Below are 14742 nucleotides of genomic sequence, written 5' to 3' on the forward strand. Positions count from 1 at the left end.
TTCTGTCGGGCTAACGGAGGTTTTTTATGCGGATTTATAAAGTCGGCGGTGCGGTACGCGATCGCCTGCTGGGCAAACCTGTCACCGATATCGACTGGGTCGTGGTCGGCGCCACCACCGAAGAAATGCTCGCCAAGGGCTATCGCCCGGTGGGCGCGGACTTCCCGGTGTTTCTTCATCCAAAAAGTGGTGAGGAATATGCCCTCGCCCGGACTGAACGCAAAAGCGGACGCGGTTACGGCGGTTTTACCTTTCACGCCAGCCCTGAAGTCACTCTCGAAGAAGACCTGATTCGTCGCGACCTGACGATCAACGCCATGGCTGAAGACGATCAACAGAATTTGACCGACCCGTACCATGGCCAACGCGATCTCGAAGCTCGCGTTCTGCGTCACGTTTCCCCCGCATTCGCCGAAGATCCGCTCCGTGTTCTGCGTGTTGCGCGCTTTGCCGCTCGTTATGCGGAATTGGGCTTCACCGTCGCACCGGAAACGCTGGAGCTTATGCGCCAACTCAGCGAGTCGGGCGAACTGGAGGCATTGACCGCCGAACGCAGCTGGAAAGAAATTTCCCGCGCACTGCTGGAAGATCAACCGCAGGTGTTTATCGAAGTGCTGCGCGAGTGCGGCGCTCTCAAGGTACTGATGCCAGAAGTCGATGCCCTGTTCGGCGTGCCGCAACCGGAAGCTCATCACCCGGAAATCGACACGGGCGTGCACACCTTGAGCGTGCTTGAGCAATCAGCGCTGCACAAACAACCACTGACTGTTCGCTGGGCTTGCCTACTGCATGACCTGGGCAAAGGACTGACGCCGAAAGAAGACTGGCCGCGGCACATCGCCCACGAACACACCGGCCTGAAGCTGATCAAAGCGGTCAATGAACGCTTCAAGGCACCGAAGGACTGCCAGGAACTGGCTTTGCTGGTGGGGCAGTATCACACCCATGGCCATCGCGCCCTGGAGCTAAAGCCCTCGACGCTGCTGGAGCTGCTGCAAAGTTTTGACGTCTATCGTCGTCCGCAGCGGTTTGAAGAGTTTATTGCGGCGTGTGAAATGGACGCGCGCGGGCGCAAAGGACTGGAGCAGAGAAGTTATCCACAGGCGGATTATTTGCGCGGGGCGGCGAATGCAGCCCGCAGCGTGGCGGTACAACCGCTGCTGGAGAAGGGATTCAAGGGGCCGGAGTTGGGAGAGGCGATCAAGCGTGAGCGGCTCAAAGCGCTGAAGATTTACAAAGAGACGGCGCCTTCCTGAAAAGCTTCGCGGGCAAGTCGGATCGCCGCACCGCTCGCTCCTACACGTATGCGTTGCCCTGTAGGAGCGAGGCTTGCCCGCGAAGGCGTCATTCAGGTCACAGCAAGTTCTGGGGAGTCAGCTGCTCCCCACGCCATTCAAACGCCACTGGCGCCAACACCTGATCAATCTGCGCTTCGCCCCACAACGTCGCAAAGCTTTTGCCTACACCCGGATGCACACGATCCGGCGCAATGAGCGACAACGGCCACAACACGAAGGCGTTTTTCAGGATCTCTGCCCGCGGCAGAATCAATCCGTCGAAGTTGCCCACCAAATCACCGAACAACAGCACGTCGATATCCAGTGGCAAACCCTTGCGGTCCGGTGCATAACGGCCGTTGTCCGCCTCGATGAATTTCAGTCGGCGGTCCAGCTCTATCAGCGGCAAATCGGTGTAAGCCGAGACCACGAAATTGAAGAACGGCCCGCTCTTGATCCCCACCGGCTGGCTTTCAAACACCGCCGAGCATCTTATATCCACCAGAAAACCCGCCAGGGCTTCCAGGCCAGCCTGCAAATGGGTTTCGCGCTCGATATTGCTACCGAGCCCGAGGTACACCTGAGTCAGCGACATCCGCGCTCGATCTCCACGCCCACACCACCGGTGGCCGCCGGGACGGCACCTGGCTTGGTCAGTTTGAGACGCATCCAGGTAATGTTGAACTCGCTCATCAGCACTTCAACCAGGCGCTCGGCAAAGGTCTCGACCAACTGGAACTGCGCTTGCTCGGCAAAGGCCTGGATGCGCGACGAAACGCTCGCGTAATCGAGCGCCAGGGTCAGGTCATCACCCGCCGCGGCCGGGCGATTGTCCCAGGCGAAGCTCAGATCAAGACGCAAGCACTGTCGGATGCCTCGCTCCCAGTCGTAGGCACCGATCACGGTGTCGACTTCCAGGCCCTCGATAAACACTCTGTCCAAGCACTTTTCTCCGCTGCACGACAAGGGCGCAATGCGCCGTTAGAATCAGGGCGTCCTCGCCCGGAATAGTTAGCATGTTTTGGTTACTGGCGACTCTCGCCTACCTGCTCGGCTCTCTGTCCTTCGCCATTTTGCTCAGCCGCCTGACCGGTAGCCCCGATCCGCGAATGAGTGGCTCGGGCAATGCCGGTGCCACCAACATGTTGCGTCTGGCCGGCAAGAAACTCGCCATCCTGACCTTGATCGGCGACCTCTGCAAAGGGCTGCTGCCGGTACTGATCGCCGGTGTTGCGGGTCTTTCGCTGCAAGAACAGGCCTGGATCGGCGTTTGTGCCGTCATCGGTCACCTGTTCCCGCTGTATTTTCGCTTTCGCGGTGGCAAAGGTGTCGCCACTGCTGCCGGCATGTTACTGGGGCTTTACCCGCCAGCAGCCCTGCTGGCGGTCTGTGCCTGGCTGCTGACGTTCTACCTGACCCGCACCAGCTCACTCGCAGCGCTGATCGCCACACCGCTGACCCTGCCGCTGCTGGCCTGGCAGGAACCGGCGGCCTTGCTGCCCATGAGCGCGCTCACGGGCATGATCGTCTGGCGTCATCGAGGCAATCTACGCGACCTGTTTGCCGGGCGCGAACGGCATTTTTAAATACCGGACGTGAGCGCCGCTCATCACAGCCCTGACAATTGCTCCATCGGCCAGCGTGCCTGCACGCTGATCGCCAGACTTTCGTGCTGACCGGCCTGCAAGCGCTGGCAGCCGGCAAACGCAATCATTGCGCCGTTGTCGGTGCAGAACTCCGGACGGGCGTAAAACACGTCGCCCTTCATGTCGCCGAGCATTTTTTCCAGTGAAGAGCGCAGCGCCTTGTTGGCGCTGACGCCCCCTGCGATGACCAGACGCTTCATGCCCGCCTGTTTCAGGGCGCGCTTGCACTTGATGGTCAAAGTCTCCACCACGGCCTGCTGGAACGCCAGCGCGATGTCGCAACGGGCTTGCTCGCTGTCGTCCCCGGCGCTGACGCTCTGCTGCCAGGTGTTGAGGGCGAAGGTTTTCAGGCCACTGAAGCTGAAAGCCAGGCCCGGGCGGTCGCACATCGGACGCGGAAAAGTGAAACGTCCTGCAACGCCTTGCTCCGCCAGACGAGCGATTTCCGGACCGCCTGGATAATTCAGCCCCATCATCTTCGCGGTCTTGTCGAAGGCTTCACCGGCAGCATCGTCGAGGGTTTCGCCCAAGAGCGTGTATTGACCGATCCCGTCGACCTGAACCAGCTGCGTATGACCGCCCGACACCAACAAAGCGACGAACGGGAATTCCGGCGGTTGCGACTCCAGCATCGGCGCCAGCAAATGGCCTTCCATGTGGTGCACGCCGAGCGCCGGAATGCCCCAGGCAAAGGCCAGCGCCTGAGCGCAGGAAGCACCGACCAGCAGCGCCCCGACCAGCCCCGGACCCGCGGTGTAGGCGATCGCGTCGATCTCGGTGGGCACGCAGCCCGCCTCGGCCAACACCTGACGAATCAAGGGCAGCATGCGTTTGACGTGGTCACGCGAAGCCAGCTCCGGCACCACGCCACCATAGGCGCGATGCAGGTCGATCTGGCTGAACAGCGCGTCGGCCAGCAAGCCGCGTTCACTGTCATATAATGCGACACCGGTTTCGTCGCAGGAGGTTTCTAATCCCAGTACTAGCATGGGTTTGCGCCTTGTTTAGGCTGAATTCGAAGGCGCGCATAATAGTCGCCATGTGATGCCCCGACTAGCGGTTTTCGATCAGAGGCTTTGCATTCCGAGCGATGAGGGGTTAACATCCGCAACCCTTAAAAACCGACGTCTTCAAGTGCTCTTTTGCCGCGAGGATGTTGACCCCGGTAATGAATGAAGGTAGCTCTGGATGCCAGCCGTCAAAGTAAAAGAGAACGAACCCTTCGACGTAGCTCTGCGTCGTTTCAAGCGCTCCTGCGAAAAAGCCGGTGTACTGGCTGAAGTTCGTAGCCGCGAATTTTACGAGAAGCCAACTTCTGAGCGTAAGCGCAAAGCAGCAGCCGCTGTTAAGCGTCACGCCAAGAAAGTTCAGCGCGAACAGCGCCGCGCCGTTCGTCTGTACTAATACACAGACGTTCGTAGCAAGCTTCTGCCAAGCCCGGCCCTCAGCCGGGCTAATGGCATTTGCGGACAACGCTTGATGCTTCACCGTCAAAGCCGCAGACGCGACCGAGACAAACCTGCTTCACAGCGTCAGACCTGGCTCTTTTGCCAGCGGTGCACGTCTTTTCTGACGAGCCTTCCAAGGCTACTGACGAGCACACCCACTGATTCCTCTCACGACGATCAGCCCAAGGCACCTTCTTGCGTGCCCGCTTATGAGCTATCCGAGGCCATCGACTGGCCGCAGCGGATTCAGCGAAACACTTTCAAATAGTCGAATACTGATTGGTATTAACGTCAGTGGATTTTCGGCAGATACACTTCCCGACAGCGATTACGCAGACGACACTGGTCGAGCCGCACACTTTGCGCGCCTCAAGCAATGACCCGCGTTCGCCGGCCCTTCGTTTTGGGTCCATTTCAGCGCAGATGACGAGACCGCCATGGCCGGGCTAATTCCCCAGAGCTTCATTGACGACCTTCTGAACCGCACCGACATCGTCGATGTGGTCAGCTCGCGCCTGCAACTGAAAAAGGCCGGCAAGAACTACACTGCCTGCTGCCCGTTCCACAAAGAAAAAACCCCTTCCTTCAGCGTCAGCCCCGACAAGCAGTTCTATTACTGCTTCGGCTGCGGTGCTGGCGGTAACGCCCTCGGCTTCATGATGGACCATGACAACCTGGACTTCATCCAGGCTGTCGAAGAACTGGCCAAAGCCGCCGGCATGGAAATCCCCCGCGAAGAAAGCGGCCGGCCGCACAAACCGCGGCAGCCGACCGATTCGCCGCTGTACCCGTTGCTCACTGCCGCCGCCGATTTCTATCGTCAGGCACTGAAAAGCCATCCGTCGCGCAAAGCCGCGGTGGATTACTTGAAGGGTCGCGGACTGACCGGCGAGATCGCCCGGGACTTCGGCCTCGGTTTCGCTCCGCCCGGCTGGGACAATCTGTTCAAGCACCTGAGCAGCGACACGCTGCAACAGAAAGCCATGGTCGATGCCGGCCTGCTGATCGAAAACGCCGAAACCGGCAAACGCTATGACCGCTTTCGCGATCGCGTGATGTTTCCGATCCGCGACAGCCGCGGGCGCATCATCGCTTTCGGTGGCCGGGTGCTGGGTGATGACAAACCGAAATACCTGAACTCACCGGAAACCCCGGTATTCCATAAGGGCCAGGAACTCTACGGCCTTTATGAAGCACGCAAAAACAACCGTAACCTCGACGAAATCATCGTCGTCGAAGGCTACATGGACGTCATCGCCCTCGCCCAGCAAGGCCTGCGCAACGCCGTCGCCACACTCGGCACCGCCACCAGCGAAGAGCACTTGAAGCGTCTGTTTCGCGTCGTGCCCAACGTTTTGTTCTGCTTCGACGGCGACCAGGCTGGCCGCAACGCCGCATGGCGAGCACTGGAAGCCACCCTGCCCTGCCTGCAAGACGGGCGACGGGCGCGCTTTCTGTTTCTGCCCGAGGGCGAAGACCCGGATACGCTGGTCCGCTCCGAAGGCACCGATGCTTTCCGCGCGCGGATCAACCAGCACGCGCAGCCATTGGCAGACTACTTCTTTCAGCAACTGACCGAGGAATCGGACCCGCGCTCGCTCGAAGGCAAGGCCCACATGGCCACCCTCGCGGCGCCGCTGATCGACAAGGTTCCGGGCGCGAACCTGCGGATCCTCATGCGCAAGCGCCTGTCCGAAATCACCGGGCTCAGTGGCGAAGCGGTGACCCAACTGGTGCAAAGCGCACCTCAGGACGCGCCGCCTGCCTATGACCCAGGCATCGATTACGACGCGATGCCGGATTATGGCGATTACCATCAGCCGCAGGCACAAGAGATGTACGTGCCGCAGCAGGAATGGACGCCGAAGAAACCCGGCGCCGGCGGAAAGAAATGGGACAAGAAACCGTGGGACAAAAATGGCAAGCGTGGCGGTGATCGCGATCAACAAAGCGCCCCGCGCACACCAATTGCCGTGGAAGCCCCGACCCTGATTGCGCTTCGCACGCTCATTCATCATCCGGAACTGGCCGGCAAGGTAGAAACCGCCGATCACTTCGCCAATGAGAGCAACACCTACGCGCAATTGCTGGTAGCCCTTATCGAGGCCGTGCAAAAAAATCCTAAGCTAAACTCAATTCAGTTAATGGCCCGCTGGCATGGGACGGAGCAGGGACGTCTTCTCAAAGCATTGGCGGAAAAGGAATGGCTGATTGAAGGCGGCAACCTTGAACAACAGTTTTTAGACACCATTACTAGGCTATCAGCCGGTCAACACACCGATAGCCTGGAAGCACTTATCAGAAAAGCAAGACAGCCGGGATTGACCGCAGAGGAAGCAAATCAGATCGCAAATCAGATGCGCGACCTATTAAAACGCAATATGACTGTACCAAACCCGACCTCAACTGGCGCGTGAGGTCATAGCTCAGGTATAATCCTCGGCTTGTTTTTTGCCCGCCAAGACCTTCAGTGGATAGGGTGTTATGTCCGGAAAAGCGCAACAGCAGTCTCGTATCAAAGAGTTGATCACACTTGGTCGTGAGCAGGGCTACCTGACTTACGCGGAGGTCAACGACCACCTGCCGGAGGATATTTCAGATCCGGAACAGGTGGAAGACATCATCCGCATGATCAATGACATGGGGATCAACGTATTCGAGGTTGCGCCAGATAAGGATTCCCTTATGCTGGCCGACGCCGATACCGACGAAGCCGCGGCCGAAGAGGCAGCAGCAGCGTTGGCAGCGGTCGAAACCGACATCGGTCGCACCACCGACCCGGTGCGCATGTACATGCGCGAAATGGGTACGGTAGAGCTCCTGACACGTGAAGGCGAAATCGAAATCGCCAAACGTATTGAAGAAGGCATCCGCGAAGTGATGGGCGCAATTGCGCACTTCCCTGGCACGGTTGACCATATTCTCTCCGAATACACTCGCGTCACCACCGAAGGTGGCCGCCTGTCCGACGTCCTGAGCGGTTATATCGACCCGGACGACGGCATTGCGCCGCCTGCTGCAGAAGTGCCGCCGCCAGTCGATCCGAAAGCCGTGAAAGCGGACGACGATACCGACGACGATGACGCCGAAGCTTCGGATGACGAAGAAGAAGCCGAAAGCGGTCCGGATCCGATCATCGCCGCACAGCGCTTTGGCGCTGTCGCTGATCAGATGGAAATCACCCGCAAGGCTCTGAAAAAGCACGGTCGCAACAACAAGGCAGCTATTGCTGAACTGTTGGCCCTGGCTGAGCTGTTCATGCCGATCAAACTGGTGCCGAAGCAATTCGAAGGCCTGGTCGAGCGTGTTCGCAGTGCCCTGGATCGTCTGCGTCAGCAAGAGCGCGCGATCATGCAATTGTGCGTGCGTGATGCCCGTATGCCGCGTGCCGACTTCCTGCGCCAGTTCCCGGGCAACGAAGTTGACGAAAGCTGGAGCGACGCTCTGGCCAAAGGCAAAAGCAAATATGCTGAAGCCATTGGTCGCCTGCAGCCGGATATCATTCGTTGCCAGCAGAAGCTGACCGCGCTGGAAACCGAAACAGGTTTGACGATCGCCGAGATCAAGGACATCAACCGTCGCATGTCGATCGGTGAGGCCAAGGCCCGCCGCGCGAAGAAAGAGATGGTCGAAGCGAACTTGCGTCTGGTGATCTCCATCGCCAAGAAGTACACCAACCGTGGCCTGCAATTCCTCGATCTGATCCAGGAAGGCAACATCGGTTTGATGAAAGCGGTAGACAAGTTCGAATACCGCCGCGGCTACAAATTCTCGACTTATGCCACCTGGTGGATCCGTCAGGCGATCACTCGCTCGATCGCCGACCAGGCCCGCACCATCCGTATTCCGGTGCACATGATCGAGACGATCAACAAGCTCAACCGTATTTCCCGGCAGATGTTGCAGGAAATGGGTCGCGAACCGACCCCGGAAGAGCTGGGCGAACGCATGGAAATGCCTGAGGACAAGATCCGCAAGGTATTGAAGATCGCTAAAGAGCCGATCTCCATGGAAACCCCGATCGGTGATGACGAAGACTCCCATCTGGGTGACTTCATCGAAGACTCGACCATGCAGTCGCCAATCGATGTTGCTACCGTTGAGAGCCTTAAAGAAGCGACTCGCGAAGTCCTGTCCGGCCTCACTGCCCGTGAAGCCAAGGTTCTGCGCATGCGCTTCGGTATCGACATGAATACCGACCACACGCTTGAAGAGGTTGGTAAGCAGTTCGACGTGACCCGTGAACGGATTCGTCAGATCGAAGCCAAGGCGCTGCGCAAGCTGCGCCACCCGACGAGAAGCGAGCATCTGCGCTCCTTCCTCGACGAGTGATCACAAAACCCCCGGCCCAGGCCGGGGGTTTTGCTTTATGCAGATTAAATCCCCCGCACTTCCCTCCCGCCGAATTGCCCGTCTACACTCGAAACATTCCCCCGAGCCATAACGAGACCGTTATGCCCAGACTGCCGACCGTGCTTTTTTTGCTGTCGCTGATGACCTGGACCGCAACGGCTGGCGCGCTGACTCTGACCGACGAAGAACGTAGCTGGTTGACGGCCCACCCTGACTTACGCTTGGGTGTCGATGCGTCATGGCCACCCTTTGAGTTTCGTGATGATCAGGGCCGCTATCAGGGCCTTGCGGCGGATTACATCGACCTGATTCGCCAACGCTTGGCCATTAAGCTCACGCCCATCGAGCCTGTGAGCTGGACGGCTGTGCTTGAGCAGGCCAGACAAGCGAAACTGGACCTGTTGCCGGGCATCATGTCGACCCCGGAGCGTCAGAAATACCTGGCGTTTACGCGCCCCTACCTCGACTTTCCGATCGTCATCCTTGCCCACGTCGGAGGCGCTCAACCGCACAAGCTTGAAGAGTTGTACGGTCTGAAAATCGCCGTGGTGGAAAACTACGCGCCTCATGAACTGCTGCGCACTCACCACCCCGACCTGAATCTGGTGGGCATGCCCAACGTCAGTTCAGCCTTGCAGGCACTGGCGACCGATGAAGTGGACGCGGTGGTCGGCGATCTCGCTTCCAGCGTCTGGAGCCTGCGCCAACTCAAGCTCGATGGGCTCTATGTCAGCGGCGAGACGCCCTATCGCTATCAACTGGCCATGGGCGTGCCTCAGAACAAGAAGATTCTGGTCGGCATCCTGGACAAAGTCCTGGCGGACATGACACCGGCAGAAATCAGCGCCATCCAGGAGCATTGGGTCGGTAACGTCCTCGATCATCGAACCTTCTGGTCCGATCTGATCGTTTACGGCCTGCCGGGGTTGCTGTTGCTGATCACCGTGCTGGCGGTGGTCATCCGGATCAATCGTCGACTGAGTTCGGAAATCTCCCGCCGCGTCGACCTGGAACAGGAACTGCGCAGCAGCGAATACCATTATCGCGGGCTGGTGGAGAGCCTTTCGGCCATTGCCTGGGAAGCGCGGATCACCGATTTCACCTACAGCTATGTGTCACCCCACGCCGAAGAATTGCTTGGTTATCCCCTGTCCCATTGGCTGATTCCGGGGTTCTGGCGCAACATCATCCACCCCGCCGACCTGACTCGCGCTCAGACCTTCTGCGATCACGAAGTCTTGGCCGGGCGCGATCACAGCCTCGATTACCGGGTCATCACCGCTGACGGCCGTTGCCTGTGGGTGCGCGACATCGTCAGCCTGATCGAGCACGGTCATGAGCCGGTGATGCGCGGGCTGATGATCGACATCAGCGAAACCAAGCGCACCGAAGAGGCGTTGCGCCTGTCGGAGCAGAAGTTTGCCTCGGTATTCCAGCAATGCCCGGACATTCTGGTCATTGCGCGGTTGTCGGATGGCTGCCTGCTGGAGGTCAACGAAGCGTTCGAGGAGCAGATTGGTCTCAAAGCCGAGGAAGTCATCGGTCAGACCGCCACCGACCTGAACATCTGGGGCATACCCGGCGTTGGGCCAGGTCTGTTGCAACGCTTGCAGGCCGGCAGTATCCGTAACCTGGAGATGCCCTTTCGCCGCAGCAATGGCCAAGTGTTTACCGGCCTGATCTCCGCCGAACCTTTCGATCTCGATACGACCCCGGCGTTGGTGGTGGTTGTGCGCGATATCAGCAAGCTCAAGGAAACCCAGCAACAGCTGCAAACATCCGAAGAAAAATTCGCCAAAGCCTTCCACGCGTCCCCCGACGGTTTGCTGCTGTCCCGGCAGAGCGATGGCTTGCTGCTGGAGGTCAACGAAGGCTTCAGCCGCATTACCGGCTTCAACAGTGCGATGTCGGTGGATCGTTCGGCGCTTGAGCTGGGGATCTGGGTCAACCTCAACGAACGCAAACAGATGCTCGACCTGCTGCACCGGGACGGTTTCGTCCGTGACTTCAGTTGCCATATCCGCCGAAGCGACGGGCAGATCCGCCTCTGCGAGGTGTCCAGCCGGCCGCTGCCGATCGGCGATGAAGACTGCATGCTGACCATCGCCCGGGACATCACCGAGCGACATCTGATGCAGGAAAAACTGCAACAAGCCGCGACGGTGTTCGAGAGCACCGCCGAGGGGGTTTTGATCACCGACACGCAGCAACACATCAGCGCGGTCAATCGCGCGTTTACCGAGATTACCGGCTACAGCGAAAGTGAAGCACTGGGCCACACCCCGCGCCTGCTTGCCTCGGGCCTGCACGACAGCGCTTTCTACGCCGCCATGTGGCATCAACTGACCGCCGAAGGCCATTGGCAGGGCGAGATTTCCAACCGGCGCAAAAACGGCGAGTTGTACCCGAGCTGGCTGACCATCAGCGCCGTGCGCAACCGCGACAAGTTCATCACCCACTTTGTTGCCGTGTTTGCGGACATTTCCAGCCTGAAGCACGCGCAAGCCAAACTCGATTATCAGGCGCACCACGACCCGCTCACCGGCCTGCCCAACCGCACACTGTTCGAAAGCCGGCTGCTGACCGCGCTCAACAACCAGCAGGAAAACGGCGGCCAGGGCGCGGTGTTGTTCCTCGATCTGGACCGTTTCAAACACATCAACGACAGCCTCGGCCACCCGGTCGGCGACCTGCTGCTCAAGGGCATCGCCGTGCGTCTGAAGGAGCAGTTGCGCGATATCGACACCGTGGCGCGGCTGGGCGGCGACGAATTCATCATCCTGCTACCGGGCCTGCAGCAATCCACCGACGCCGACAATATCGCAACCAAGTTGCTCAACTGCTTCAGCGCGCCATTCCAGGCCGGCGAGCATGAGTTCTTCATCAGCGCCAGCATCGGCACCAGCCTGTATCCCAAGGACGGCTGCGACGTCGCCACACTGGTCAAAAACGCCGACGCGGCGATGTATCGCTCCAAGGCCAAGGGCCGCAACCGGGTCGAAAGCTATACCCGCGACCTGACCGCCCAGGCCAGCGAGCGCGTCGCACTGGAGCACGAACTGCGCCGTGCCATCGAGCGCAATGAGCTATCCCTGTGCTACCAGCCCAAAATCAGCCTGGAGGACCATCGCCTTGTCGGTGCCGAAGCGCTGATCCGCTGGCATCACCCGACCTTCGGCGCCGTACCGCCAGAGCACTTCATTCCGCTGGCCGAAGAGAACGGGATGATTCTGCAAATCGGCGACTGGGTGCTCGAGACCGCATGTCGGCAGATGTACGAATGGAATCAGACCTATGAATGCCTCGGCCCGCTGTCGGTCAACCTCGCAGGCGCACAACTGCGTCAACCCAACCTGCTCGGCCGGATCGAACAACTGCTCAAGGACAACGGTCTTCAGCCCGGGTTATTGCAACTGGAAATTACCGAGAACTTCATCATGAGCCAGGCCGAGGAAGCGCTGGCGGTGCTGCATCAACTCAAACACCTGGGTGTGCAACTGGCCATCGACGACTTCGGCACCGGCTATTCCTCCCTGAGCTACCTCAAACGCCTGCCGCTGGATATTCTCAAGATCGACCAGTCTTTCGTCCGCGGCCTGCCGGATGACCCCCACGATGCGGCAATCGTCCGCGCCATCATCGCGCTGGGTCGCAGCATGCAATTCACCGTGATAGCCGAAGGCGTCGAGACTCTGGCGCAGCAACTATTTCTCGCCGAAGAAGGCTGCGAACAGATTCAGGGCTACATCGTCAGCTTGCCGTTGCGAGCGGACGAATTCGCCGCGACGTTTCTTCGTATAGCCGTATCGGATTTTTCGGATAGCACAGCCGAGAAACCGTCGCTATAATCCGCGGCCTACTGAGGGCCTATAGCTCAGTTGGTTAGAGCAGAGGACTCATAATCCTTTGGTCCACGGTTCAAGTCCGTGTGGGCCCACCAAACAAAAAAGCCGCGCTTAATGCGCGGCTTTTTCGTGTCTGAGTGACTGGTTTTTGTAGCACTATTTTTCGGATCGCTCAGTTCGCAAAATTTTCGATCTTTACCTGGCCCTCAGGAAAGGTCGCGATGATTTCCAGCTCGCCTCCCATTGCGCGTATGTAGTTGCGCAGCGTGCTGATGTACATGTCTGTACGTCGTTCCATCCTGGAAATCGCCGCTTGATTGACATGCAGCATCTTGGCCAGTGTTTCCTGGCTCAACTCCTGGGCCTTACGCAGCTCGTGCAGGGGCATTTCCTTCAGGTGCTGCTGGAACAACCGCTCTGCGTTTGCGCGAGACTCTGGCGTCATACGAGCTTGAAGTTCAGCAAATTTTTTAGCCATCGTTGCGGCCCTCTTTACGCAATGGCAAACGAATATGCCACCCAAGGAATATGATCTCAAGGGAATAACTTTAGGCATTAGCGGCCGTGCGGCCACCTTGGTTGCCAATGCAATTGTTAAGGGCGGTTTCGAGCGGGATGTGGGTGTTCGGCTTCTGGTGTTTGGTTTTGTTTACTTCAGGTGGCGCAATATCGGATGACGTCCGCAGACCTTGTAGGCAAACTCCGAATCGTGTTTTGTGGGCACTTTGATGCCTTGTTGCGCTGTTCTTCGACGGGATAGTCTCCGGACGTCGCTGCAAATGCAGTGATCGGGTGTGGTAACCCGGCGAGAAAAGGCGCAACAGCGTTTCCATCACATAAACAGTCAGTTCTTTACGGCTGTGATCCTGTGTTATGGCAGCTGTGCGTGGGACGCTCTAGGGCGTGCCGGTCTCCTTGGCTCCCGGTTTACCACCCTGCGCACAGCTGCCTCCCATTCGTGTGGTAACGAATGCGGCAGCTCCCTATGTCAAGGAGCAAGACTATGAGCAAAACAGATTCGACCGCGTTTTCAGAACTACAAACCATCGGCCTCACCCCCTTCATCTACTGCTCAAACCAGGCGCTGTTCCATGTCAGTAGTGGCGTCCCCCTCGCCGACGCTCTAGCTCAGGCCTCAAATCTGTTGTACCTCGCCAAGGAACTGACCATGGACGCCGCCTACGCCAAAGACACCGACCGCCACGCCTGGGCCGCGCATTACCTGACGTCGATGAGCAAAGCCGTGGTCGATGATGTGATGAAGGTGCTGGAGCGTGGACCTGATCGCACCGATACGAAGTCCAAAAAATAACGGCCGATGGGCCGTGGAATGAGCCCCGAGAATTCGGGGCTTTCACAGGATGATCGGTGGCGCGCTGTCTTACGCCCAAACACCCAACGCCGGAATGGCCTGCACTGGCCGCAACCGCTCAAGCATCTCACGCGTAAACACCACCTCATACGTATCCGTTGCCCTGCCCCACTGCTCCACGATGACCATGCCGTCGACCAACACGCGTCCCAATTCGGTAATCGTGTCCGCCAGGTCTTCGACGATTGCTTGAGTCCGGCCCCACATGCGATCAGTCATCGCTTGAAGCTCAGCCGCAATAAGGTCAGATGATGTGGGATCCGTATCGGGACAGGTGATGTTGCGCAGCAAATGCTGAAGCTCTTTTACTTTTGCGTAATCCTGTTCCGCCCCCAGCGCACCTTTCAGGATGGTGACGGCTTTCGTCTTGTCGACGCGATTCCCGGACCGATGTGTCGAAGACAATGTCTGCCCCATGGCGCCAGCCATCAGGACCATTATTCGGGCTTCCACGTGCGCTTTCATTGCTTCCATCGATGAAATCGGGCGCGCCAGGGTAATGGCAGCGCCTCCTTGATGCCGCAAGTCCATGGTCACGGACAGGGTCACGCCGCCGGTTGCAAACCCCAATGCGCGGGCCACGACGTAGTGGCCCATTTCGTGATTGGCAATCTGCAATGCACGATCGCGCATGGCTGAAGGCATCTGCTTCGTCATCTCCGTCTCCTTGCATCCCTCGACTTAGCATTCGACTACGAGTGGCGATTGCTGTCCATCCTGTGCGTTGCTGGCTTCGGGTCGGTTCGCTCAACAAAAAAAAGCCGCGCAATCGCGCGGCTTTTTCGTACGTGCGACTCAGCC

13 protein-coding genes and 1 tRNA gene are annotated in these 14742 nt (G+C 58.7%); 9 read left to right on the plus strand and 5 right to left on the minus strand.

From position 1 onward, the window contains the following. Nucleotides 1–26: 26 nt before the first annotated feature. Complete coding sequence (locus tag ACM6IO_RS29275; RefSeq protein WP_008027047.1) at nucleotides 27–1256, plus strand: multifunctional CCA addition/repair protein; 1230 nt, start codon at nucleotides 27–29, stop codon at nucleotides 1254–1256. Between the two features lie 97 nt (nucleotides 1257–1353). Here the strand turns inward: ACM6IO_RS29275 and folK are convergent, their stop codons facing one another. Together folK and folB are read right to left on the minus strand one after the other, a co-directional pair. After that, a complete protein-coding gene (folK, locus tag ACM6IO_RS29280) occupies nucleotides 1354–1872 on the minus strand; it encodes a 2-amino-4-hydroxy-6-hydroxymethyldihydropteridine diphosphokinase (protein ID WP_226298150.1) in 519 nt (172 codons plus the stop codon). Further along, nucleotides 1863–2219, minus strand: coding sequence for a dihydroneopterin aldolase (gene folB / locus ACM6IO_RS29285; RefSeq protein WP_008027044.1), 357 nt, complete (start codon nucleotides 2217–2219; stop codon nucleotides 1863–1865). The genes folK and folB overlap by 10 nt, the downstream gene beginning before the upstream one ends. Before the next feature lie 74 nt (nucleotides 2220–2293). Here folB and plsY point away from each other — a divergent pair, with 74 nt between their 5' ends. Then, a complete protein-coding gene (plsY, locus tag ACM6IO_RS29290; protein ID WP_008035949.1) occupies nucleotides 2294–2863 on the plus strand; it encodes a glycerol-3-phosphate 1-O-acyltransferase PlsY in 570 nt (189 codons plus the stop codon). Nucleotides 2864–2886: 23 nt separating this feature from the next. Here plsY and tsaD read toward each other — a convergent pair whose 3' ends face one another. Beyond that, nucleotides 2887–3912, minus strand: coding sequence for a tRNA (adenosine(37)-N6)-threonylcarbamoyltransferase complex transferase subunit TsaD (gene tsaD / locus ACM6IO_RS29295; RefSeq protein ID WP_008027039.1), 1026 nt, complete (start codon nucleotides 3910–3912; stop codon nucleotides 2887–2889). A 199-nt stretch (nucleotides 3913–4111) separates the two neighbouring features. Here tsaD and rpsU point away from each other — a divergent pair, with 199 nt between their 5' ends. The 5 genes from rpsU (at nucleotide 4112) to ACM6IO_RS29320 (ending at nucleotide 12664) form a co-directional block, all read left to right on the plus strand. Further along, nucleotides 4112–4327, plus strand: coding sequence for a 30S ribosomal protein S21 (gene rpsU, locus ACM6IO_RS29300; protein WP_002551877.1), 216 nt, complete (start codon nucleotides 4112–4114; stop codon nucleotides 4325–4327). A 481-nt stretch (nucleotides 4328–4808) separates the two neighbouring features. Next, entirely contained in the window at nucleotides 4809–6788 is a 1980-nt protein-coding gene (gene dnaG / locus ACM6IO_RS29305; RefSeq protein ID WP_253405187.1) for a DNA primase, read from the plus strand. 67 nt (nucleotides 6789–6855) lie between these two features. Next, complete coding sequence (gene rpoD, locus ACM6IO_RS29310; protein ID WP_008027035.1) at nucleotides 6856–8703, plus strand: RNA polymerase sigma factor RpoD; 1848 nt, start codon at nucleotides 6856–6858, stop codon at nucleotides 8701–8703. Nucleotides 8704–8825: 122 nt separating this feature from the next. Then, nucleotides 8826–12572 carry a bifunctional diguanylate cyclase/phosphodiesterase gene (locus ACM6IO_RS29315; protein WP_223452638.1) on the plus strand — a complete coding sequence of 1249 codons (3747 nt, stop codon included), beginning with the start codon at nucleotides 8826–8828 and terminating at the stop codon, nucleotides 12570–12572. 15 nt (nucleotides 12573–12587) lie between these two features. After that, nucleotides 12588–12664: transfer RNA gene (locus tag ACM6IO_RS29320), tRNA-Ile, on the plus strand. A gap of 77 nt (nucleotides 12665–12741) precedes the next feature. Here ACM6IO_RS29320 and ACM6IO_RS29325 read toward each other — a convergent pair. Next, nucleotides 12742–13047, minus strand: coding sequence for a helix-turn-helix domain-containing protein (locus ACM6IO_RS29325; RefSeq protein ID WP_008027032.1), 306 nt, complete (start codon nucleotides 13045–13047; stop codon nucleotides 12742–12744). 34 nt (nucleotides 13048–13081) lie between these two features. Between ACM6IO_RS29325 and ACM6IO_RS29330 the strand changes: the two genes are divergently transcribed. Together ACM6IO_RS29330 and ACM6IO_RS29335 are read left to right on the plus strand one after the other, a co-directional pair. Next, nucleotides 13082–13246, plus strand: a complete 165-nt coding sequence (locus ACM6IO_RS29330; protein WP_414912682.1) for a hypothetical protein — start codon at nucleotides 13082–13084, stop codon at nucleotides 13244–13246. A gap of 326 nt (nucleotides 13247–13572) precedes the next feature. Continuing rightward, nucleotides 13573–13881, plus strand: a complete 309-nt coding sequence (locus tag ACM6IO_RS29335) for a DUF3077 domain-containing protein (RefSeq protein WP_414912683.1) — start codon at nucleotides 13573–13575, stop codon at nucleotides 13879–13881. A gap of 69 nt (nucleotides 13882–13950) precedes the next feature. Here the strand turns inward: ACM6IO_RS29335 and ACM6IO_RS29340 are convergent, their stop codons facing one another. Continuing rightward, nucleotides 13951–14598 (minus strand): peptidase M41, encoded by a 648-nt coding sequence (locus ACM6IO_RS29340; protein ID WP_414912684.1) that lies wholly within the window; start codon nucleotides 14596–14598, stop codon nucleotides 13951–13953. Between the last annotated feature and the right edge of the window lie 144 nt (nucleotides 14599–14742).

The sequence above is a fragment of the Pseudomonas sp. IT-P44 genome (genome assembly GCF_949768225.1).
Lineage (GTDB): Bacteria > Pseudomonadota > Gammaproteobacteria > Pseudomonadales > Pseudomonadaceae > Aquipseudomonas > Aquipseudomonas migulae.

What these genes read in the sequence shown, in the direction of transcription:
- dnaG (WP_253405187.1), top strand. Translation starts at nt 4,809, where the DNA reads ATGGCCGGGCTAATTCCCCAGAGCTTCATTGACGACCTTCTGAACCGC.
- folK (WP_226298150.1), bottom strand. Translation starts at nt 1,872, where the DNA reads ATGTCGCTGACTCAGGTGTACCTCGGGCTCGGTAGCAATATCGAGCGC.
- ACM6IO_RS29315 (WP_223452638.1), top strand. Translation starts at nt 8,826, where the DNA reads ATGCCCAGACTGCCGACCGTGCTTTTTTTGCTGTCGCTGATGACCTGG.
- ACM6IO_RS29325 (WP_008027032.1), bottom strand. Translation starts at nt 13,047, where the DNA reads ATGGCTAAAAAATTTGCTGAACTTCAAGCTCGTATGACGCCAGAGTCT.
- ACM6IO_RS29335 (WP_414912683.1), top strand. Translation starts at nt 13,573, where the DNA reads ATGAGCAAAACAGATTCGACCGCGTTTTCAGAACTACAAACCATCGGC.
- rpoD (WP_008027035.1), top strand. Translation starts at nt 6,856, where the DNA reads ATGTCCGGAAAAGCGCAACAGCAGTCTCGTATCAAAGAGTTGATCACA.
- rpsU (WP_002551877.1), top strand. Translation starts at nt 4,112, where the DNA reads ATGCCAGCCGTCAAAGTAAAAGAGAACGAACCCTTCGACGTAGCTCTG.
- tsaD (WP_008027039.1), bottom strand. Translation starts at nt 3,912, where the DNA reads ATGCTAGTACTGGGATTAGAAACCTCCTGCGACGAAACCGGTGTCGCA.
- ACM6IO_RS29340 (WP_414912684.1), bottom strand. Translation starts at nt 14,598, where the DNA reads ATGACGAAGCAGATGCCTTCAGCCATGCGCGATCGTGCATTGCAGATT.
- ACM6IO_RS29330 (WP_414912682.1), top strand. Translation starts at nt 13,082, where the DNA reads ATGCCACCCAAGGAATATGATCTCAAGGGAATAACTTTAGGCATTAGC.
- ACM6IO_RS29275 (WP_008027047.1), top strand. Translation starts at nt 27, where the DNA reads ATGCGGATTTATAAAGTCGGCGGTGCGGTACGCGATCGCCTGCTGGGC.
- plsY (WP_008035949.1), top strand. Translation starts at nt 2,294, where the DNA reads ATGTTTTGGTTACTGGCGACTCTCGCCTACCTGCTCGGCTCTCTGTCC.